The sequence below is a fragment of the Paenibacillus durus ATCC 35681 genome (assembly GCF_000993825.1).
Lineage (GTDB): Bacteria > Bacillota > Bacilli > Paenibacillales > Paenibacillaceae > Paenibacillus_AQ > Paenibacillus_AQ durus_B.
Map to the genome: position 1 here is coordinate 3,456,553 of NZ_CP011114.1, position 19,737 is coordinate 3,476,289.

General features: G+C 53.8%; 17 protein-coding genes. All 17 read right to left on the reverse strand.

Features of this window, described 5'->3' with window-relative positions; genetic code table 11:
* Positions 1–29: 29 nt before the first annotated feature.
* Entirely contained in the window at positions 30–272 is a 243-nt protein-coding gene (locus VK70_RS15970) for a DUF4321 domain-containing protein (protein ID WP_025697320.1), read from the reverse strand.
* 142 nt (positions 273–414) lie between these two features.
* Positions 415–1,881, reverse strand: a complete 1,467-nt coding sequence (locus tag VK70_RS26560) for an SPOR domain-containing protein (RefSeq protein ID WP_144415248.1) — start codon at positions 1,879–1,881, stop codon at positions 415–417.
* A gap of 167 nt (positions 1,882–2,048) precedes the next feature.
* Entirely contained in the window at positions 2,049–2,831 is a 783-nt protein-coding gene (locus VK70_RS15980) for a (S)-acetoin forming diacetyl reductase (protein WP_025696497.1), read from the reverse strand.
* A 495-nt stretch (positions 2,832–3,326) separates the two neighbouring features.
* Complete coding sequence (locus tag VK70_RS15990; RefSeq protein WP_025696501.1) at positions 3,327–4,226, reverse strand: ABC transporter ATP-binding protein; 900 nt, start codon at positions 4,224–4,226, stop codon at positions 3,327–3,329.
* 48 nt (positions 4,227–4,274) lie between these two features.
* Positions 4,275–5,408 (reverse strand): taurine ABC transporter substrate-binding protein, encoded by a 1,134-nt coding sequence (locus VK70_RS15995; RefSeq protein ID WP_233277693.1) that lies wholly within the window; start codon positions 5,406–5,408, stop codon positions 4,275–4,277.
* Positions 5,409–5,461: 53 nt separating this feature from the next.
* On the reverse strand, positions 5,462–6,307 hold the full coding sequence (locus VK70_RS16000) for an ABC transporter permease subunit (RefSeq protein ID WP_082210239.1): 846 nt from the start codon (positions 6,305–6,307) through the stop codon (positions 5,462–5,464).
* A 135-nt stretch (positions 6,308–6,442) separates the two neighbouring features.
* A complete protein-coding gene (locus VK70_RS16005; RefSeq protein WP_025700814.1) occupies positions 6,443–6,757 on the reverse strand; it encodes a DMT family transporter in 315 nt (104 codons plus the stop codon).
* Entirely contained in the window at positions 6,757–7,155 is a 399-nt protein-coding gene (locus VK70_RS16010) for a DMT family transporter (RefSeq protein ID WP_025700816.1), read from the reverse strand. The genes VK70_RS16005 and VK70_RS16010 overlap by 1 nt, the downstream gene beginning before the upstream one ends.
* On the reverse strand, positions 7,152–8,078 hold the full coding sequence (locus tag VK70_RS16015; RefSeq protein WP_025700818.1) for a LysR family transcriptional regulator: 927 nt from the start codon (positions 8,076–8,078) through the stop codon (positions 7,152–7,154). Before VK70_RS16015 ends, VK70_RS16010 begins: the two co-directional genes overlap by 4 nt.
* 125 nt (positions 8,079–8,203) lie before the next feature.
* The gene (locus VK70_RS16020; RefSeq protein ID WP_025700820.1) at positions 8,204–10,270 is read right to left on the reverse strand and encodes an alkaline phosphatase family protein; all 2,067 of its coding nucleotides are present in this window, start codon (positions 10,268–10,270) and stop codon (positions 8,204–8,206) included.
* Between the two features lie 216 nt (positions 10,271–10,486).
* Entirely contained in the window at positions 10,487–11,593 is a 1,107-nt protein-coding gene (locus tag VK70_RS16025) for a GGDEF domain-containing protein (protein WP_051505233.1), read from the reverse strand.
* A gap of 337 nt (positions 11,594–11,930) precedes the next feature.
* On the reverse strand, positions 11,931–13,319 hold the full coding sequence (murC, locus tag VK70_RS16030) for a UDP-N-acetylmuramate--L-alanine ligase (protein ID WP_025700824.1): 1,389 nt from the start codon (positions 13,317–13,319) through the stop codon (positions 11,931–11,933).
* Between the two features lie 6 nt (positions 13,320–13,325).
* Positions 13,326–14,702, reverse strand: coding sequence for a bifunctional folylpolyglutamate synthase/dihydrofolate synthase (locus VK70_RS16035; RefSeq protein WP_025700826.1), 1,377 nt, complete (start codon positions 14,700–14,702; stop codon positions 13,326–13,328).
* Between the two features lie 5 nt (positions 14,703–14,707).
* Positions 14,708–17,341 (reverse strand): valine--tRNA ligase, encoded by a 2,634-nt coding sequence (locus VK70_RS16040; protein ID WP_036643320.1) that lies wholly within the window; start codon positions 17,339–17,341, stop codon positions 14,708–14,710.
* 551 nt (positions 17,342–17,892) lie between these two features.
* Positions 17,893–18,099 (reverse strand): hypothetical protein, encoded by a 207-nt coding sequence (locus tag VK70_RS27935; RefSeq protein WP_144415249.1) that lies wholly within the window; start codon positions 18,097–18,099, stop codon positions 17,893–17,895.
* A complete protein-coding gene (locus VK70_RS16045; protein ID WP_025700829.1) occupies positions 18,083–19,234 on the reverse strand; it encodes a DUF5808 domain-containing protein in 1,152 nt (383 codons plus the stop codon). Before VK70_RS16045 ends, VK70_RS27935 begins: the two co-directional genes overlap by 17 nt.
* A gap of 15 nt (positions 19,235–19,249) precedes the next feature.
* Positions 19,250–19,645, reverse strand: a complete 396-nt coding sequence (locus tag VK70_RS16050) for a GntR family transcriptional regulator (RefSeq protein WP_046723504.1) — start codon at positions 19,643–19,645, stop codon at positions 19,250–19,252.
* Between the last annotated feature and the right edge of the window lie 92 nt (positions 19,646–19,737).

Below are 19,737 nucleotides of genomic sequence, written 5' to 3' on the forward strand. Positions count from 1 at the left end.
TAATTGTTCCTTTCCATATGGTGAAATGCTTACTTCCTGCGGTACAGCCACACGGCGATAATAATACCGATCAGGCTTAGTATGCACAATTTCAGTTGAATCGTAACGTCATAAGAAAGGATGTCCAGATCGGCTTGCGGCGACCATTTGATCAACGTCGACTTTGTCAGGAAGGACAGTGCTTTAACCGGCTGCAGAAGCTTCGCTGCCCAGGCGCCGACCAGCCAGCCCAGAATCAAGTAAAGCAAAAGCATACCTATATTTTTCTTCATTAACTATCTTCCCTCCGCCAGCCTATGACATCCCCATCATTATACGGTGAAAATACGGTGAGTACAATGCAAAATCCGGCGCGGGAAGGAGTCGCCCCAGCGCCGGGCCTGAGCTAACGCTCATATCACAATACATCCTTGCCTAACCTTGTTCCATTGACGCAAGCAGCCGTTTCTGGCCGCTGAACATGTCGAGCATCGCCGCCTGTACTTCCCACAGCAGGCCGTCCGCCTTGCTCTTGCTATACTCGTTCATAGCCGACACGCCCCGGCTCACGGATTTCTCCAGTTCCTTGGCGGTGGCCAAGGGCCCAGACGGCAGTCCCGCCTCCAGCGCCTTCACCGCTTCCGTCCATTGCAGATGCAGATCGCTTACCTTCGCGGTGTCCGCGGCCGCATCACCGCCGAGCAGCGAGGCGGAGAGGGAGCTGAGCTCGCTCAGCAATTCTCCGCTGGTATTAAAATAACGGGTAACCGTCTCGCCATTCCCGCCAAATACAAGCTGGCTCTCGGAAGGAAGAGAGACTTCCTTCACATATAAATCGATGCCCTGCGCCTTCAGTCTGCTTCCGAGAAGCTTCGCCTGCTCCCGGTCGGATGACAATCCGGCGTACACCCGGTTCCCATCCCCAGGGTCTAGCCCTGCGGCAAGCCCGGCGCTCTCCAGCTCCTGCTGCGCCTGAGCCGCTCCTTCCGGCGTGCTGAACACCCCGTATTGGAGCAGGTAATAGCTCTGCGGCGCTACCTGAACCGGAACCGCCGGAGCGCTTACCGAATTGCCCGCGGCATTCTGCTGCGAGGCAGTTCCTGGCGTAGCCGTACCTGTAGAACTGCCGTCATTAACTCCGCCGAAAAAAGTCAATGCGGCATAGCCCAGCAGCAGACCGATGCCGATGGCTCCGGCAACTGAAGCCGGGAATTTCCACCAGGATGAAGTACGCCGTGTAGTGTAGTAACCGCCGCCCGCATCTTCAGGCTCCTCCAGCCATTCCCGGCGGGGGCCGCCGGAAGCCGGTCCTCCGCCCGTGGTATAGGCCGGAGAGCCGTAATCGAAGCCGGCATAGCTCTCTTCGGCTTCCGTCTGCTCTGCCCGCAAATCTTCGCTTGGCCGGGAACGGAGAAACGCATCCCGCAATAGCTCCGTGTCCGTCTCCCGTTCTTTCCCGGTCAGTAGCCCGGGTGTCCATTCCGGGAGCGGATCGGCATACGGCCCGTACGCATCGCCCGCGATATCCTCTCTGTCCCGGATGGCGGTAATGTTCCATCGATCGCCAGGACCGCTGCTTCCCTGTTCATCCCGATTGACTTCGTCAATCCTTCGATCCGGATTAGCGCCGGAACCGGAAATTTTCTTTTGGTTATTGTAAGCCTGTTCCAGCTCCTCCAGCCGATATTTCCGGTCCTGCGTTCCGCTCCATGCCTGAGTGGGAATAGGGCCAGCGGCGCTGCCCTGCTCCCGGCCTACACCTGCCGTTCGCCGAGCCTCGTCCAGGCTGTATATTTCCGCGCACTGCTCCTGCTTCGTCTCTCCGGGTCCGGGTTCCGGCTGAAGCTCCTTCGGCTTGTCCTTTCCGGCATCGAACCGGAACGTCATTCTTCCGTTACTCAATCCGTCCACCTCACCTTATCAAGTCTATAAGACAAGATATGATAGACGGTAGGAAAGTATGCATCGTTTGAAAGAGCCATCCAAAAGAAAAGCTGCCCCGTAAATGAAATTTCTGGGACAGCCTCTATCTAAAGATTTAATATCATTCGATTGGTATCATGACTCTCTTACAGGAAGACCATTCCGCCGTCAATCAGCGGCGATTGACCGGTCATGTAGTCGGAATCAGGACCCGCCAAGAAAGAAACAAAGGCGGCAACATCTTCCGGAGTCGACAGGCGTCCAAGCGTGATTTTGCTGCCGAACTCCTTGGTTGCTTCGCCTTCGGATTCACCCTTGGAGCTTGTAATTTGTTTATCGATGGAACCCCACATCGGAGTTTGGACGATGCCGGGGCAATAAGCGTTTACGGTGATACCGTATTTGGCCAGTTCCTGAGCGGCGGTCTGCGTTAGCGAACGAACCGCGAATTTCGAAGCGGAGTATACGCTGAGGCTGGCATTGCCGACATGACCGGCTTGGGAGGAGGCATTTACGATTTTACCGCCGTGCCCTAGTTCCTTCAGCTTGGCAGTCGCAGCCTGGATTCCCCAGATGACGCTGGCTACATTGATATGGAATACTTTGTCCAAATCCTCAATCGTTACTTCTTCAAGCATTTTTACAGGCGCAATACCTGCATTATTGACAATAACGTCGAAGCCTCCCAGCTTCGCGGCCGTTTCATCGACTGCGGCGAATACCTGATCCCGATTCGAAACATCAGCTTTCAGCGCCAGGGAGCGCCCGCCGGCCGATTCAATTTCCCCTGCAACTTTCTTCGCGTTGTCCTCATTCAAATCTACAACCGCAACAGCAAACCCGTCTTGACTAAGCCGAAGCGCAATAGCGCGGCCGATACCTTGTCCTCCGCCTGTCACCAGTGCTACTTTCCCGTCAACTCTACTCATTTTCGTGCATCTCCTTTGTACGTATAATTTAAAAGATTTCAGATAGCACGGCAAACGATTAGTACTATTTGCCCTCATCTACTATAGCACTCTGGGAGAAAAAGGCAAAAAGACAGGGTGATTTTCAGAAAAACATCAAATAACTTTCAATAAATGTTAATAAGTCTGATACAGTTTGTTCTAATCTCACTCTCATTGACCGGCCAATAATCCTTCCGGGCACTGTTCGTCTCGGGCCCTGGTAAAGCAGATTCAACACACGGTACAGCTTGTCCGCCATTGTTCTGTCTTCTTCAACCTTCGCATCCCAATAGGTATACATTCTGAGACGTACCCGGTGCCCCTGAAATTCGCTCAATGCGTCCAATTCCGGCAAATGAAGCGCCAGCCCATCATCCGTTGTCATTTTGAAACTGGTCGAACGAATGCTCCCGGCGTCAATCGCCTTGGCATACAGCGCTTTATCGCCAAAATATATCCGGATGACTTGATCGCCTAATATCCGCCGATTCGCGAGACCAAAAACTGCCGCAATACGGCATATTCCTGGCTGGCCCGAATCTCGCCGAATGAACGCTGCGTATCTCCGGTTGTCAGCGGATTGGCGAAATCCTCCACAATCCGGCCCGGTCCCGGATGCATAACGACAAGGCGGCTGGCCAGAAGCAGCGCTTCGTCCACATCGTGGGTAATGAAAAACATGCATTTTCCCGTCCGGCTCCAAATCTGGCGCAAATGCGCCTGCATGTTCTCCCGGGTAAGGGCGTCGAGCGCGCTGAAGGGTTCGTCCAGCAGGACGATTTCCGGCTCAGCCGCGAGTGTGCGGGCAATGGCGGCCCGCTGCTTCATGCCACCCGACAATTGATGCGGCAGCAGACCCGCCGAAGAGGTCAGGCCCATCATCTCCAGAAAGTACGCCACCCGTTCCTTACGCCGGGCCTTGGGCATACCTTTCATCCTCAGGCCGAACTCGATATTCCGGGCAAGCGACAGCCATGGAAACAGATTCGCCTGCTGAAAGACGACGCCCACATCGGAATCGGGAGCGGTGTGCCGCTGTCCGTTGATGGTGATCGTCCCGCGGGTAGGACGCAGATATCCGGCGATGATGTTCAGCAGCGAGGTTTTGCCGCACCCGGAGGGACCCAGCACCACCACAAGCTCGCCCGGTTCAAGCTTCATATTGATGTCGTCAAGCGCCTGCTTGAGGACCTTTCCGCCGCGGTAGGACAGCCCGATTCCCTCAAGCACAATACCGTGCCCCTGGTCAGTCAAGGTCTCTGTATCCGAGGATGCATCCCGGACGGCGGCTGCGCCCTCCGATGTTTGTCCATTTTTCCCGTCAACTCCAGCGTTCAATATCTCCTGGCCGCCAAGCCGCTCCTCCAAGATCATAGTGCCTCTCCTTCCTTGAAGCTAAAATAACTGCCCGACGAGCTTAGATTAGTTGACCGGATAAAGGTCGTTTCGCAGCGCTTGTTGATACACGGATAAATCCGGCGAAGCCGTAATCGATTTCTGCTCCACCAGAAAATCCCCGGTGTCTTTCAGCAGTTGGCCGAATGCTCCCGGCTTGTCCGGTGTCCCCATATATTCCGGCGAGGTCTGCTGGGAAGCGTCAAGCACGATAATTTCATTCATCGCTTGGAGAGTGGCTTCCGGCGTTAATCCAAGTTCCTTTGACAGCGCCTGCGCCGACTCCTGCGGATGCTCGCGGTAGGTCTTCACCGCTTCATCCAATACGGAGATATACCCTTTGACGAAATCCGGATACTTGTCGACAAAATCCTTGAGGACTACGCCGAACTCTCCGGTTATACCGCCTTTGGCCGCTACCTCGGCGGAACTGATAATCACATCGCCGCCGTCCTCGGTCAGCTTGCTCTGGCTCGGCTGCCATGTATAAGCGCCGTCAATGTCGCCCCGTTGCCATGCGGCGACAATATCGGGCGCCTGCATATCAAGAATGGTAATGGTGGACGGGTCGATATTTTCCTGCTTCAGCGCGGACAGAAGGCTGAAATGGGAAGTGGAGCCGAAGGTGGTCGCGATTTTATGTCCTTTCAGATCCTGAAGCGATTTGATGCCCGAATCCTTCTTGACGACCAGCGCCTCACTCTTGCCGATAACGTCATGAATGTAATAAATCTGGTATGGAAGTCCTTGGGCAATGCCCGAAGCTCCTGGGGGAGTGCCGACCAGACCGAAGTCGATGCCCCCGCTGGCGGCCGCCACATTGACATCACGGCCGGAATCGAATTTCAGCCAGGATATTTTAATATCGGGATATTTCTTCTCGAGCAGACCGAGCGCTTTGGCCAGAAGCTCGCCGTTTGGAGACACCTGATAACCGATGCGGACTTCTTTGGGCAGTTCTCCTGTTGACGCACCCGCCGGGTCCGACGAAGCCGCTGCTGGCCCGGCCGAATTTTCCGTGGAGGGGGCGGCATTTTCGGCTGCATCCCCCGAAGTATTGCCGCCTACGCTGCCGCCATTGTTCCCGCAGGCCGATAATAGGAGCAGCATGGCAATTAGACTGAGTGAAAAGATCCATTTTAATTTATTAGGCTGTTTCATTTCCTGTTTTCTCTCCCTTTAGTACGTCTAGTACATCAACTGCGTGAACCTTTTTATTGCTCGATCCATGGCGACACACGCCGAATCAGACTCCGGATGCACAGATCGATTATGATTGCAATCAGCGCCATGATAATAATGCCCAGATACATAATATCGCTTCGCAGGAATTTGCTGGCGTCCAGCACCATCCAGCCGATGCCGGACACGGCGGCCACCATCTCGGCAGCTACCAGTGTGGCATAGCTGATGCCGACGGCGGTACGCAGCCCGGTCAGAAGCTCGGGAAGGATGGACGGGAAGATGACAAAGACATAGAGCTTCCACCCTTTTGCGCCAAGCGATTTGGCCCCGTTAACCACTTCGCCGCCCAGACGCTGGACGCTGAATACGGAAGTTATAAATAACGGCGCAAACGCCCCCAGGAACAGCAAAATGACTTTGGACACATCGGTAATGCCGAACCAGAGAACCAGCAGCGTGTAATAGGCTAGCGGCGGGAGCGGGCGGTAAAATTCGATAAACGGATCAAAGATCGCCCGTAGCCAGCGGTAACGGCCGCATAAAATGCCCAGCGGCACTGCAGTTGCGAAAGCGGCGGCAAGAGCCAGAAACAGTCTCCGCATGCTTGCCCCGATATGGCTTAGCAAACTCTCCCCTTTGTACCCCTCATGAAGGATATCAATGAAAGCTGTCCAGACCGTATGCGGAGAAGGGAGAAACAGGGGGTTCACCCAACCGCGGCCGCTTGCAAGCGCCCAGATCAGTGCTGCGGCCAGCAGTGACAAGGCGGAAATACAGCGATACAGCCACTTTTCTGTAAAAGATGGATGGACCGACCGGTCCGATTTACCGCTTTTTCGTTCTCTTGTCCCGGTTTCCCGTATCTTTGTCTGCATTATATTTCCGTCCCTTTCCCCATTCCAGCTCCAGCACGAGGAAAGGCCTTCCTTTATCGCCGCAGACTTGCAGTCTGATGCTGACTTAAGCGGAAGGCCTCCAGTTGTCCGGTAGGCTTGAAGATATCATTATTGTTACGAGGTCAGCTTGAGCCCGACCATTCCCACGACGATCAAAACCATGCATGCCAGCTTCAGCGGATTTACGGATTCTCCATACAGGAGAATGCCTGATGAAATGGCTCCCACGGAGCCGATTCCGGTCCATACCGCATAAGCCGTTCCAATTGGGATGTAAGACAGCGACTGTGAAAGCGCGTAGAAGCTGAGCGCCAGAGCGGCAATTGCGGCAGCGGCCCATCCCGGCCTTCTCCGTCCTTGCCATTCCTTAAGGAGCGGAACGCTGATTACCTCGCCCGCTCCGGCAAGCAGCAGCCAAATCCAGGCCATCAGATCAGTTCACCGCCCTTTGGTTGAACGGTCTCGCCTCCGGATGCAAGCTTCAGTCTTGTGATCCCCAAGAGGAGCATACCGATGAAAAAAATTCTCCAGCCACCGGCAGGCTCGCCAAGGAATAGAATGCCGATCAGCCCTGTCCCGGCCGTTCCGATCCCGGTAAATACTGTATAGGCCGTTCCGGCCGGCAGAAGCTTTAACGACAATACATACAAAAAATAGCTGACCGTTATGGCGGCCAATGCGAACACGCTCGGCCACAGTACGGTTAATCCTTCCGAATAATCCAGCAGAACCGCCCAGACTACATCCATCAGCCCTCCGGCAATCACAACCATCCAGGCGGCCTTGGTTCCAGTCGAGCTAACCGGACATTGCAGCGTTTGTTTCATTTCAGTTCTGCTCCTTTAACCGGAAAATGGAACATTGAACAGAACGATTGAATCGTCCCCATCATCTCTTTTTCGATCAGCGACAGATGATGCCGCTTGCTCCAGGCCAGAACGATGGAAATATCCAGCCGCGTGTCGGATATGTCCAGCGGTACAATGCTCTCCCGGTTGACAAAGTATTCGCTCATAAATTTTGGAACGAATGCGGAGCATTCATTCAGGGAAATGACTTTTTCGAGCATGGGGAAGCTGTCGAGCCGGTAAGCCGCATGGAAGGTGCCGTACTTTCTCAAAAGTTCCGATACACCGCAATCGGTGGCGAATTCGGTATTGTACAACACAAGCGGCTGGGCCATCGCCTCCGCAAGCGTCACCGAGGAACGCGCCGCCAAAGATGACTCGCGGCTGACCATGAGCACCAGCTGATCCCCGAATAGCTCTTTGATGCACAGATCCTTTTCTTCCGGATGCTCGCAGGTTTTCATAAGCACCCCGAAGTCGGCCTTGCCCGCTGCGATGTCGCGCAGATTGTTATTGGATTCTCCCACCTTCATCAGAACGTTGACATTGGGGTGCCTATTTTTGAAGGTGGTTAACGTATTGACCATAATCGAGTTGCTGATAAACGGCTCTACCGCCAAATGAATGCTGCCGGTCAGCGTGTGCGTGCTCTCCTCGGCGATGGAGCGGATATCTTCCAGCAGGCCGATCGCTTCCATTGCCTTCTTGATAACCGCTTCTCCAATTTCCGTGGGGTACACTCCCTGATTGGTCCGCTTGAATAGCGTAATTCCGAGCTCCATCTCCAGCTTGGATACCGAGGAGCTCAGCGCAGGCTGCGAAATGTAGGAACGTTCGGCGGCAAGTGAAATCGAACCCGTCTGCGCAATTGCTACGATATGATAAAGCTGTTCCACACGCATGCGTTTCTCCCTCTTTGCCCTTTAGTAATCCATAGTATATTATAAATCCAATGCGAATACTATGATAAAGATAGAAGAAACGCCGCGTATTGCGAAACGGCCTTGCTGTTATTTTTAGACGATGATTAGAATAATTCGCCCAATCCGGCAGGAACAGGCTGCTTGGCTTCATTTTCCCGATGCGGCGCTGGACTGCCGTCTCCGCTCAAAATTTGATAAATAACCCCTCCCTCCACATTCCGCGGTACCGGCGTCCCGGTCAATTCGCAAATGGTCGGTACAAGATCCACCACCTTGACTTTGCGGTCAATCGTTTCTCCCGATTTCACACCTGCGCCAAGCGCAATAAACAGCGCCTTCATGGAATATCCAGACAAGGTATGGTTGCTAAGGCCGTTGCCGTGGCAGCGGGTAAAATCGGGCTCCAGAATGTAAAAGATGTCGCCGCTGTGCTCTCCGCCGAGACCGACGACTTCCATATCGCTGCGGTTAAGCGCAAAGCTGATCACTCTTCTGCCCGTCTTCGGATCGCGGTAGTTGTACAGATCGTCAATAATTTTCTCCACCGTCTTGTCATAATCGGCCGGGTCGACAATCCCTTGAGGGTCTCTGCCTTTTACATTCAAATAAATGAAGGTTGCACGCTGGGCAACGGCTGTGGTGCGGCTCCAATCGATTTCTTTGGCCCCGAAAGCGTCCTCCTTGAGCTGCGTGTAGCCCAGTTGTCCGAGAATGCCGACGTTGATCCCCCACATATCGCCGATCAGCGGATGATCGGTTTCCGGATTTTTGGCTACGCCGCCATGATCGGATACGATGAATATCGCCGTTTCGCCGTCCAGCCGATCAAGCAGCGCCCCGATAAAATGGTCGGTGATTTCATAGATTTTATAGACGATTTCCTGGTAGCGTTCATACTCGGGCGAGGCGGCTTCCAGCGTATGATCGAGATAGAAGTGCATGAACATGTCGATGCCGTGCATATGGGTGTAGAACAAATCCCACTCTTTGTTGTCCAACAGGTAATTGATCGCGTCCTCATGCCAGCGGTACATTTCCTCAATCGACTCCAGCAGCACGTCATCGGCCTGCGGGTTCAACCGGCTGTAATTTGAAGGCTGCAGCATCGGGCCGACATTGGTGTACAGCTCCTCGCCGATGCTCTGCGGGTAAAAGTATTTTCCCGTCTTCAGATCGAGCACGTAGGAGGAATAGAACGTAAAGCTCTCGCCTGAAGGGTCAAGCTCCAGCACACGGATTTTATAAGCTACGTCAACAGCTTCGCCGTTAATAGTATATCGGTCGTAAATCCAATCGCTCCATTCACCGGATGCCGCTTCGCCGAGAGGGACTTCGCTCTCTTTGGACGAATAAATGGCAATACGGTTGTAAGTAACGCCGTCGTCGGCTGCGAGCAATCCCCAGCGCCGCTCCGCTCCGCCGTTCACCGGAACGATAAACTCAAGTGTGCCCTCCGGAGCGTGCTTCCAGCCGGATGCCGGCTTAATCGGTGTCTTGATCTGATCGGCCGTCGGGACATCGGCGGAGAGTTCGCCGTCCTGAGTCGTTGTTACGAGTCCCGGCTGGGTGTAGCCAAAGCCTTCATAGGCGTCCTTGCTGATCTCCGCTTTTTGCGTCGTCTCCTCGCCCTCGAAGCGGCAGTTGGCTCCGGTATTGTCCACGGTATGCGGAATCTCGATCAGTTCAAAATCCCCGGCTTCTCCTTCATATACTTTCTCGTAATCGATATATCCGCGAAGATTGGTATAAATGCTTGTGCCGTCGACGTAGATCGCGTCTTTCACCTGAGGCGGCCAGGAGGTCGGATAATTGAAAATAATGCTCTTCTTCCCCGCTCTCGCATAAGCCTCCCAGATCGTTTCGGCCTTCAGCAGGCTGGAATCGAAACCGTAATCAAGTACATCCAGTTCATTGCCGAGCGTATGGTTCCAAAAGCAGGTGATGCCGTGCGTATTCGGATAAGCGCCCGTAGCGATCGACGCCCAATTGGGCGGGGTAATTGCCGGGAGCACGCTTTGCATACTGAGGTCCTCTGTCGATACTCCAAGATTCAATGCTTTCTTGAAATTGGGCAGCTTGCCCTGTGCGATGTACCGTGCAACGAGCGTCGGGTCCGCGCCGTCGAGCCCGAGCAGCATCACTTTTTTGGCTTTGCCGTTGTTCTGTGCCATGTCTCCACCCCATTCATCAATATATAATCCAATGAGTTAACTAGGAATTATATTATGGTCTTATTATAGAGCCGTGAAATAGAGGTTGTTAAATAGTTGTTGATTATATCGGGTATAAGTCACGGTTATTCATTGCATATCAAAAAAAGCTCCCTCGCCTGCCCGAAAGGCAAACGGGGAACCTTTGGATTAATATCGGAGCAGCCCAGCCCCGCTTTATTCCGACCAGCGGCTTCGCACTACCCGATTTCTTCCTTCCTGCTTCGCTTGGTAGAGCGCCGCGTCGCTGAGCTTGTACAGCTGATCCAGCTGCGTGCTCTTATCCGGGATAACAGTAATAACTCCGATGCTGACCGTATATTTGAGGGGATGGCCTTCAATCCGTGAGCTCATAATCGCTAATCTGAATTGCTCCGCTTTCCGGTCACTTTCTTCCTCGCCCGCTCCTGGAAGCAGAACGGCGAATTCTTCGCCTCCGTACCTGCCGAACAAGTCCTCCGGTCCTAAGTAAAACTCCACGGTAGAGGCGAAATTCTGAAGGGCCCAGTCGCCGGTGATATGCCCGTAATTATCATTAACCTGCTTGAAATGATCAATGTCGAGCAAAAGAAAGGATATCGGCTCTCTCCGCTCGGCTGCTGCGGCGGCGGTAATCTGGGCCCTATCAATGAATGCCCTGCGGTTCAGGATTCCGGTCAGCTCATCAATATCCGCCATCCTGCGGAGCGCTTCATACGATCGTTCCCTTGAGAGCAGGACAAAGCCCGCCATCCCCAGAATCATTACCAAAAAAATGCCGATATAGTAGAGCTGCCGGATAAACCCCGTCAGAAAGATATTCATGTCGCTTCCCGCCAAAAGCGCGGTGAAAGCACGGGCCAGCATGACGAATGCAACCGCAGCGTAAACTAATCCCATCACCGTCTGAAGCAGTGAGTCGCCCTTGTTCGCAATAAAGCGGTAAGCCGGGAAAGCAATGAACAGCACTACCCCCAGGGAAGCTGATGCGATGCGGAGGTTGTCCGAATGATCGAAAAAATAGGTGAGCCCATAGCTCAATACACACAGTGCCGTGACGACCGCATAGTAACGTTGCGCCTTCGCGTCAAATGCTCCCGCCATCAGCAGCAGGGCGACAATCTCAAGCCCTCCGCCTACAAGCATCAGCGCATTGCTCAGCAGAACAATCTGCTCCCCGGGAAGGCTGTAGCGTATGATCACCAGCAGCCAGCAGGCGGACTGCAGCCACTTTGAAACAATAAACAAAGAACTTGCTGTATCGCGGGGAGCACGGTAACGATATGCGCTAATAAGCAGCGCCATAAACACATTTCCAAGTATAAGCGTTACTAACAACGTTCGTATGTCTAACTGATAAACCACACATTCACCACCAATATATGCCCAAGATCGTATCGTCCACTCCGGTTACTGATGGCTTAGCACAGGATAGGTACAATTATTTCAAAAATAGTACTAGTAAAGATAGTAGCACACCCTAATGATTGAGTTCTGTCGAATTATGGGAGATAACCGATTATTTTGTGAAAAAAAGACGCTTCCCTTCCAGAAATCGTGAAGAGAATGCGTCTATTGCTGTGCATTGCCATGGCATAACCGTTTCGAATGAGGCGGCATGGGTAAGCAGCATAGCTCGATTTTATTTCGAGGCTCCGCGCTTCCGGAGGTTATCCGCAAGCGCATAGCCGACCTTGTAAATATCTCCCGCTCCCATGGTGATGACAAGATCGCCGGGCTTGAGCCGGTCCTGAAGATCTTCAAGAACATCTTCCTTGGCGGGCAGATGGCGCGCACCGGAGTTGCTGTTCTGTGTGATCAGTTCCACCAGCTTGGCGGAAGTTACGCCTTCGATTTGCTTCTCGCCAGCCGGAGAGTAGATATCGGTGATGATCACCTCATCGGCTTCACCGAAGGCGTGGCTGAACGCATCAAGCAGGAAGAAGGTCCGTGTATACCGCTGCGGCTGGAATACCGCAATAATCCGTTTGCCGGTTGTTTTAGCCGCGCTGATCGTTGCCTGAATCTCCGTTGGATGGTGGGCATAATCATCGATAATCAGAATGTCGTCAGCTTCCCCGAGCACCTGAAAACGCCGTTTAGCCCCGTGAAATTTCACGATAGCCGATGCAATGGCCGCGAACGGTATGCCTGCTTTAAGACAAGCTATAACCGTAGCCATTGCGTTGTAGAGGTTATGCTGGCCGGGAACCGACAGCTCGATTCTTCCCAGAACCTCTCCCTGATGCTTCATTGTAAACGATACCTGCCGGTCGCCCAGCGCAATGTCCGTCGCGGTATAGTCCGCGGTCTCCGAGCGGATGCCGTAGGTCGTCACATCAGCCTTGACCCGGGGCAGCAGCGAGACTACCGTCTCATCATCCGCGCATACAATGGCCGTACCGTCCTCGCGCAGCTGATTCATGAACTGCATGTAGGCGCTCTTCAGGCGTTCGAAATCGCCGCCGTAATTCTCCAGATGATCGGCTTCGATGTTCGTAACGATGGCAAGCCACGGATGATACTGAAGGAAGGAGCCGTCGCTCTCGTCCGCTTCAGCCACAACGAACTCCCCTTGTCCCGCCTTGGCGTTCGTGCCGACATTCATAATTTCTCCGCCGATAATATAAGTAGGGTCAACCCCGCATTCTTCCATAACGAGGGCGATCATTGAAGAGGTCGTTGTCTTTCCGTGCGCTCCGGCGACGGCAACGCCCTTGCGCTGGTTAAGCAGCCGGGCCAGCATCTGCGACCGGTGCAGAATCGGAATATTCAGCCGCTCCGCTTCCACCCGCTCCACATTATCCTTCGGCAAAGCGGTAGAGTAGACAACCAGATCAGCGCCTTTCACCTGTTCCGCCGTATGGCCGATATATACTTTTGCGCCTTTGGCAATTAACTTTTCCGTCAGTTCCTGAGCGGCCACATCAGAGCCTGTTACCGTATACCCCATCTCCAACATGACACGGGCAATCGCGCTCATCCCGTAACCGCCGATTCCTATAAAATGAACTCGTTCCGTAGTATCCACAGTTTGTCACCAGCCTTTTTCAGAATCGGGTTGCCTCAAAAGTGCGCTCCGCACATCTGCGATCAAATACAGCGTACCGGAAACAACCGCCAAATCGTCGCCGCCCGTAATCGACTTCAGAAGCTGCAGCGCTTTGCCCCAATCATGCTCTACAATGATTCGCAGATGCTTCCTGGCATAATTCTTCCGCAGACTCTCTGCAATGAGCTGAAGGTGTTCCGCGTCCATTTTCTTCCGGAAATCCGGTTCGGTTAGGATAAGCGTATCCACTATAGGAAGTATATGCTTGAAGTAGGATTCATGATGCTTGTTCGACAGCATACCCATCAGTAAATTTAATTTCCGGTATTGATAGAACTTCGGAAGGCTCGCTGCCAGACTTTCCGCTCCCTCGGGGTTATGTGCGCCGTCAAGAACAATCCGCGGGCTTCCCGGGATTTCCTCCAGTCTTCCGGCCCAGAATGTACAGCGAAATCCGGCGAGCACATCCTCGTCGTTAAGAATGAACGCCATGTATTGGCGCAGCACCTCCAGAGCCATCATGGCGCCGGCCGCATTGGCAAGCTGATGCTCTCCTTTCATCGCAATAGCGATATCCAATGAACGGAAAGGACCTTTAAAAGTAAAGGTCTGCACGCCTTCCCGGATTCCTTTGCTTTCATACGCAAATTGCTCTCCGGCCAGATAGAGCGTCGCCCTGCAGGACGAGGCCTTATCTTTAAGCACAGAGACGGCTTCCGGCTGGGAGACGCAGCTGATGACAGGAACGCCGGGCTTGATGATACCCGCTTTCTCAAAGGCGATTTTCTCCAGCGTGTCGCCTAGAACATCAGTGTGATCATAGCCTACATTCGTAATAACTGAGACGATCGGAGTGACGATGTTCGTTACATCCATCCTTCCCCCGAGGCCTGTCTCCCATACGACGACATCGGGATAACAGACTTCCGCGTAATACAGAATGGCAAGCGCCGTCGCCACCTCGAACATCGTGGGGGAACCGAGCGGCGTTGCCGCGATTTCCTCTACCAGCGGATGCAGGCGGTTCGCAAGCGCCGTCAGCGTTTCTTCGGGAATGTCCTCGCCGTTATACTGAAAGCGGTTCGTGAACTTCGTGATATAAGGCGAAGTAAACGTTCCGACGGAATATCCGCTTTGTCTTAGCACCGACGTTAGAAAGGCGCAGGTTGAGCCCTTGCCGTTCGTTCCCGCTACATGAATAAATTTCAGCCGGCGGTGGGGATGCCGAAGTGTCTCCATCATCCGCTCGATCCGCTCAAGTCCCGGACGGATGCCGAACGGAATGAGGCTGTTGATCCACTCAACCGCTTCGTTATATGTGTGTAAAGGGGCGGCTGCACCGGCCCCATTGATCTCTTCCATATCTGTTATCCTCTCAGCTCCGCGATACGGGCCAGCACTTTCTCGCGTTTGGCCGAGTAGTCGGCCTGCTTGGCCCGTTCCTCTTCGATGACTTTAGCCGGCGCCTTGTTCACGAAACCGGGGTTGCCGAGCTTTTTATCCACACGTTCCACTTCGCTGTTAAGGATTTGCACCTCTTTTTCAAGACGGGCGATTTCCTGCTCAATATCAATCAAGCCAGACAACGGAAGCAGCAATTCGGCGCCCGTAACCACGGCTGACATCACCTTCTCCGGAGCCTCCGGATTCAGACCCGCCTCGAAAGAGGAGGTATTGGCAAAACGGCTGATGTAGGCGTTGTTCCGCTCAATGATGGCCAGCGTCTCCTGACTGCCCGCCTTGACTATCAGCTCGACTTTTTTGCTCATTGGGACATTCACTTCAGCCCGGATATTCCGAACGGCGCGGATCATGTCCATCAAGAGGTTCATTTCCGCCACCGCATCCGGATTCTCAAGCGCGGCATCGTATTCCGGCCATGCAGCCAGCGTAATCGTCTCGCCTTGATGAGGCAGATGCTGCCAGATCTCTTCCGAAATAAACGGCATGAACGGGTGAATCAGGCGCATCGTGCGGTCAAGCACATAAGCCAGTACGGATTGCGTGCTGCGCTTGGCAGCCTCGTCCGAGCCATACAGGGACAGCTTCGCGAACTCGATATACCAGTCGCAGAGATCATCCCAAATGAAATTGTACAAGAGACGTCCGGTCTCGCCAAAATCATAGGCATTAATAAGACGCGAAATATCGCGGGAAGTTTCGTTCAGGCGGTGTAAAATCCAGCGGTCGGCGGTGCCGAGCTTGCCGGAAACGTCGATATCTTCAAAGGTCACGCCCTCCAGGTTCATCAGCGCGAAGCGCGAGGCATTCCAGATCTTGTTCGCAAAATTACGCGCCTGCTCGACCTTCTCCCAGCGGAAACGCAGGTCCTGCCCCGGCGTGCTGCCTGTCGAAATCATATAGCGCATGGCGTCGGCGCCGTACTTCTCGATAACTTCGAGCGGATCTACGCCGTTGCCGAGCGATTTGGACATTTTGCGTCCTTCGGCGTCGCGGACAAGGCCGTGTATCAGCACATCCGAGAATGGCTTCTCGCCGGTGAATTCCAGCGCCGTGAAGATCATCCGCGCCACCCAGAAATAGATAATGTCGTAGCCCGTTACAAGCACATCGGTCGGATAATAGCGTTTCATATCCTCGCTGTCATCCGGCCAGCCAAGGGTCGAGAACGGCCACAAGCCGGAGCTGAACCACGTATCAAGCACATCCTCGTCCTGCTTCAGATCGCTCAGGCCGCTGATCCGGCGCGCTTCTTCTTCGTCGCGGGCGACTACCATCTCGCCGGTGGATTCGGAATACCAGGCCGGAATGCGGTGACCCCACCACAATTGGCGGGAAATGCACCAGTCGCGCACATTTTCGATCCAGTGCAGATAAATCTTCTCGAACCGTTCAGGCACGAAGTTAACGCCGGTGCCGTCTTTTTGCGCCTTGATCGCCGCTTCGGCGAGCGGCTGCATCGCGACGAACCATTGCGTCGACAGATAAGGCTCAACCACGGCACCTGAGCGCTCGCTGTGACCTACCTGATGAACATGGTCCTCGGTGGAAATGAGCACGCCCTGTTCTTTCAGGTCAGCGGTAATGTTCTTGCGGCATTCGCTGCGGTCCTGCCCCTGATAAGGCCCCGCTTCGCTGTTCATCGTGCCGCTCTCGTCCATAACGACGATCTGCGGCAGGTTGTGGCGCTGGCCGACCTCGAAGTCGTTCGGGTCATGGGCCGGCGTAATTTTAACCGCGCCGCTGCCGAACTCTTTATCCACGTACTCGTCGGCAATAACCGGAATCTCGCGGCCCACAATCGGCAGAATCAGCGTCTTCCCGATCATGTCTTTATACCGCTCATCCTCCGGATGAACCGCTACCGCCGTGTCCCCAAGCATCGTCTCCGGACGCGTGGTCGCTACCGTAATGAAGCCGCTGCCGTCCTTCAGTGGATAGCGCAGATGATAGAGATGGCCGTTAACTTCCTTATACTCTACCTCGATGTCGGACAGGGCCGTGCGGGCTGCAGGGTCCCAGTTGATGATGCGCTTGCCACGATAGATGAGGCCCTTTTCGTACAGCTTGACGAAGACCTCGCGAACCGCTTTGGACAGCCCTTCGTCCAGCGTGAACCGTTCGCGGCTGTAATCGAGCGACAGCCCCATTTTTGCCCACTGCTCATGAATCGTTGCCGCATACTGGTCTTTCCATGCCCATACCTGCTCCAGGAACTTCTCGCGGCCGAGATCGTAGCGGGAGATGTTCTGCGCGCGCAGCTTCTGCTCCACCTTGGTCTGAGTAGCAATCCCCGCATGGTCCGTTCCCGGCAGCCACAGCGTATCATAGCCCTGCATCCGCTTCGTGCGAATGAGAATATCCTGCAGCGTAAAATCGAGCGCATGCCCGATATGCAGCATCCCCGTTACGTTCGGCGGCGGAATGACGATGGTGTACGGCTTCGCATCCGGTCGCTGTCCGGCGCGGAAAAACCCGCCTTCCATCCAATAAGGATACCATTTCTGCTCCGCAGCTTTAGGGTCATATGTGGTCGGCATGTCGGTCTTAGCGCCTTCGGCGGAGCTGCCCCCGTTAGCTTCTAATTCCGGCTGCTGCGCCTGTATCAATTGATCTTGTTCTGCCATTGCTTTCTACCTCCGTAGGATTCGGTTATTACTCTTATTTCCAACAAAAAGACCCTTCGCCCTCAAAGGACGAAAGGTCATTCTTTCGCGGTACCACCTTTGTTTCGCGTTATTCGCCAGATAATGGCGAAGCCGGCACACTACGAACACCCGCCTATAAAACGCGACACTCTGCGCAGAAATAACGGCCTGCGGCCGGCGCGCTCTAACCTCATGGCCGTTACAGCCACCTGACGCTCAAGCGGGCGACTCCGGGGCGACTTCGGCTGGCCTTGCGTCCTACGGAAGCTCACAGCTGCTGCATTCCGCTCTCTGAAGGGCTGACCGCCTACTCTTCCCGTTCCCAGTCTTTGAAGAAATATTGCTTAATACCTTACATAATACATTTTGAGTCCTGCCTAGTCAACCGGAAGGCCCATATTAAGACAGCAGTATCGACGCAATCCGATAGCGGAGTTGGCCGTTTACGCTTCTGTATCGTTAAATACAATATATTCATCCGCAAGCCTGATGACAATGTAAAGAGGCGAATGCTTGAATATGTACGCCCGGGTATTCCCCCAGCCTTTCAATCTGAAATGCCCTCTGACATAGGTGTCGGTGTCGGCGCCGTTCATCCGCGTTCCTTCCGGCAGTTCGTTCTCCAGCCTAAGTTCACGGATTTGATTCAACGGAAAGATACCCGTAGCTTGGACTTTGCACATGCACGGTTCTATCCGTACCCAGAGTAAGTGTCGGCGCCATCCAATCTTCCCTTATGAAAAAAATCGTAAGTCCCGCAATAATCATAGCCACTAATGTAAGGGTGACGCCCATCAAGACCTTACCGCCGCGCGTCGCCATATTGAGTGTCAAGCCAAGCCCGGTCCGCTTGGGTACCAGCATGCTTCGGTCGTTTGGATTGCAGTAAGTAATCCCGTTAATCCAGTATTCATCATCATCGGTGTAGAATCGCTGTCCGTCCGCTTCATCAAGCCGTCTGCTCCACTCATTCATTTTATAATCCGTGTACCAGGCAACGGCAAAGGGTGCCACCACTTGGATCGCGATGATAGTATGCCAAATGGCGCCAAAGTGAGCCCAGGTATCCAGTCCGGACAGCGTGGCAGCTGCGGCAAATACGGCATCCAGCATGGCGATTGCCAGAAACAGCACCGACCAGTATCTTCTCTGAGCCCGGTTAAGCCCCTCATTTATCGTGCTGTCGGCGCTGTACACCTTGGTCCGCATACGCCGGAACGCCAAGGACAGAAGAAAGAATAGCAGTATCACTCCGGTCGCCTGAGCGCCCATCACTGCCCCAAATTCGCTGGAAGAACGCCACGCATAGAACATAACAGCCAGAGACAGCAGAAACGGTGCAATAAACCATATAGGAGAAAGGGACATTTGTTTCTTCAGAAAAATAAGCGTAGTATCGGCCCGGGCGACGCGCCGTTCTCCGATACTCCATTCGTGCGCACGCTTGATCCGGGCCGCAGCTCGGTGATACTTCAAGAACAATCGGTATCCTGCCCACAGCACGATGCCCATCCAGACCCACCAGTACATAAAGACCAGTGAAAAATAACGGTTTAGCATAAACAGCGGCAGAAGGGCCAGTGCGCCGACGACGATAAAGAAGGTATTACTTCGGCGGAAAGAGGACCGCAGGCTCTTCAATTCCTCGGCCTGGGAAGCATGCTCCGGGATGCCTACCCCGAAGATGATAACTCCCCCTGTTATACGCGTATGCGTGCCGTAGGATAGCTGCATTGCCAGAAGGAAAATAAGGCAAATGGGGAGCAATATCAATACCATTGTCATTTCACTCCTCCCTTTCTATTCCGCAATCGGTCGCTGTCCGGCAGTGATCGCGGCAAAAATATCCGCGCAGGTGTCCAAGAACTCCTTGCGGCCAACTCCCTTGAGGCTGGCTTCGCTAATGACAAGGGTCAGTTCCTGCTCCAGCTTCTCCCTGTACTCCGCGTTTCCGCCCTCAGGCCTTGTTACCGCGGCACCGTGCCTGCGGTCAATCGTAAGGAACCCTTCGTTTTTCAGAATGGCAAAGGCTTTATTTACCGTCATCGCATTTATGCCGAGCTCCTCCGCCAGTTGGCGGATCGTCGGCAGCCTCTCGCCGTCCTGCAAATCGCCCCTGCCGATTCCCACGACCACCGCATTGCGGAGCTGCACGTAAATAGGCGTCTCGCTCTTGAAATCCAGCGTAATAATCATGTGATTCCTCCAATTAATAAGTATTATTTGTATTATATAATATAATATAAATAATACAATATAAAAACGCCTCCCTTGTAGGAAGACGTGTT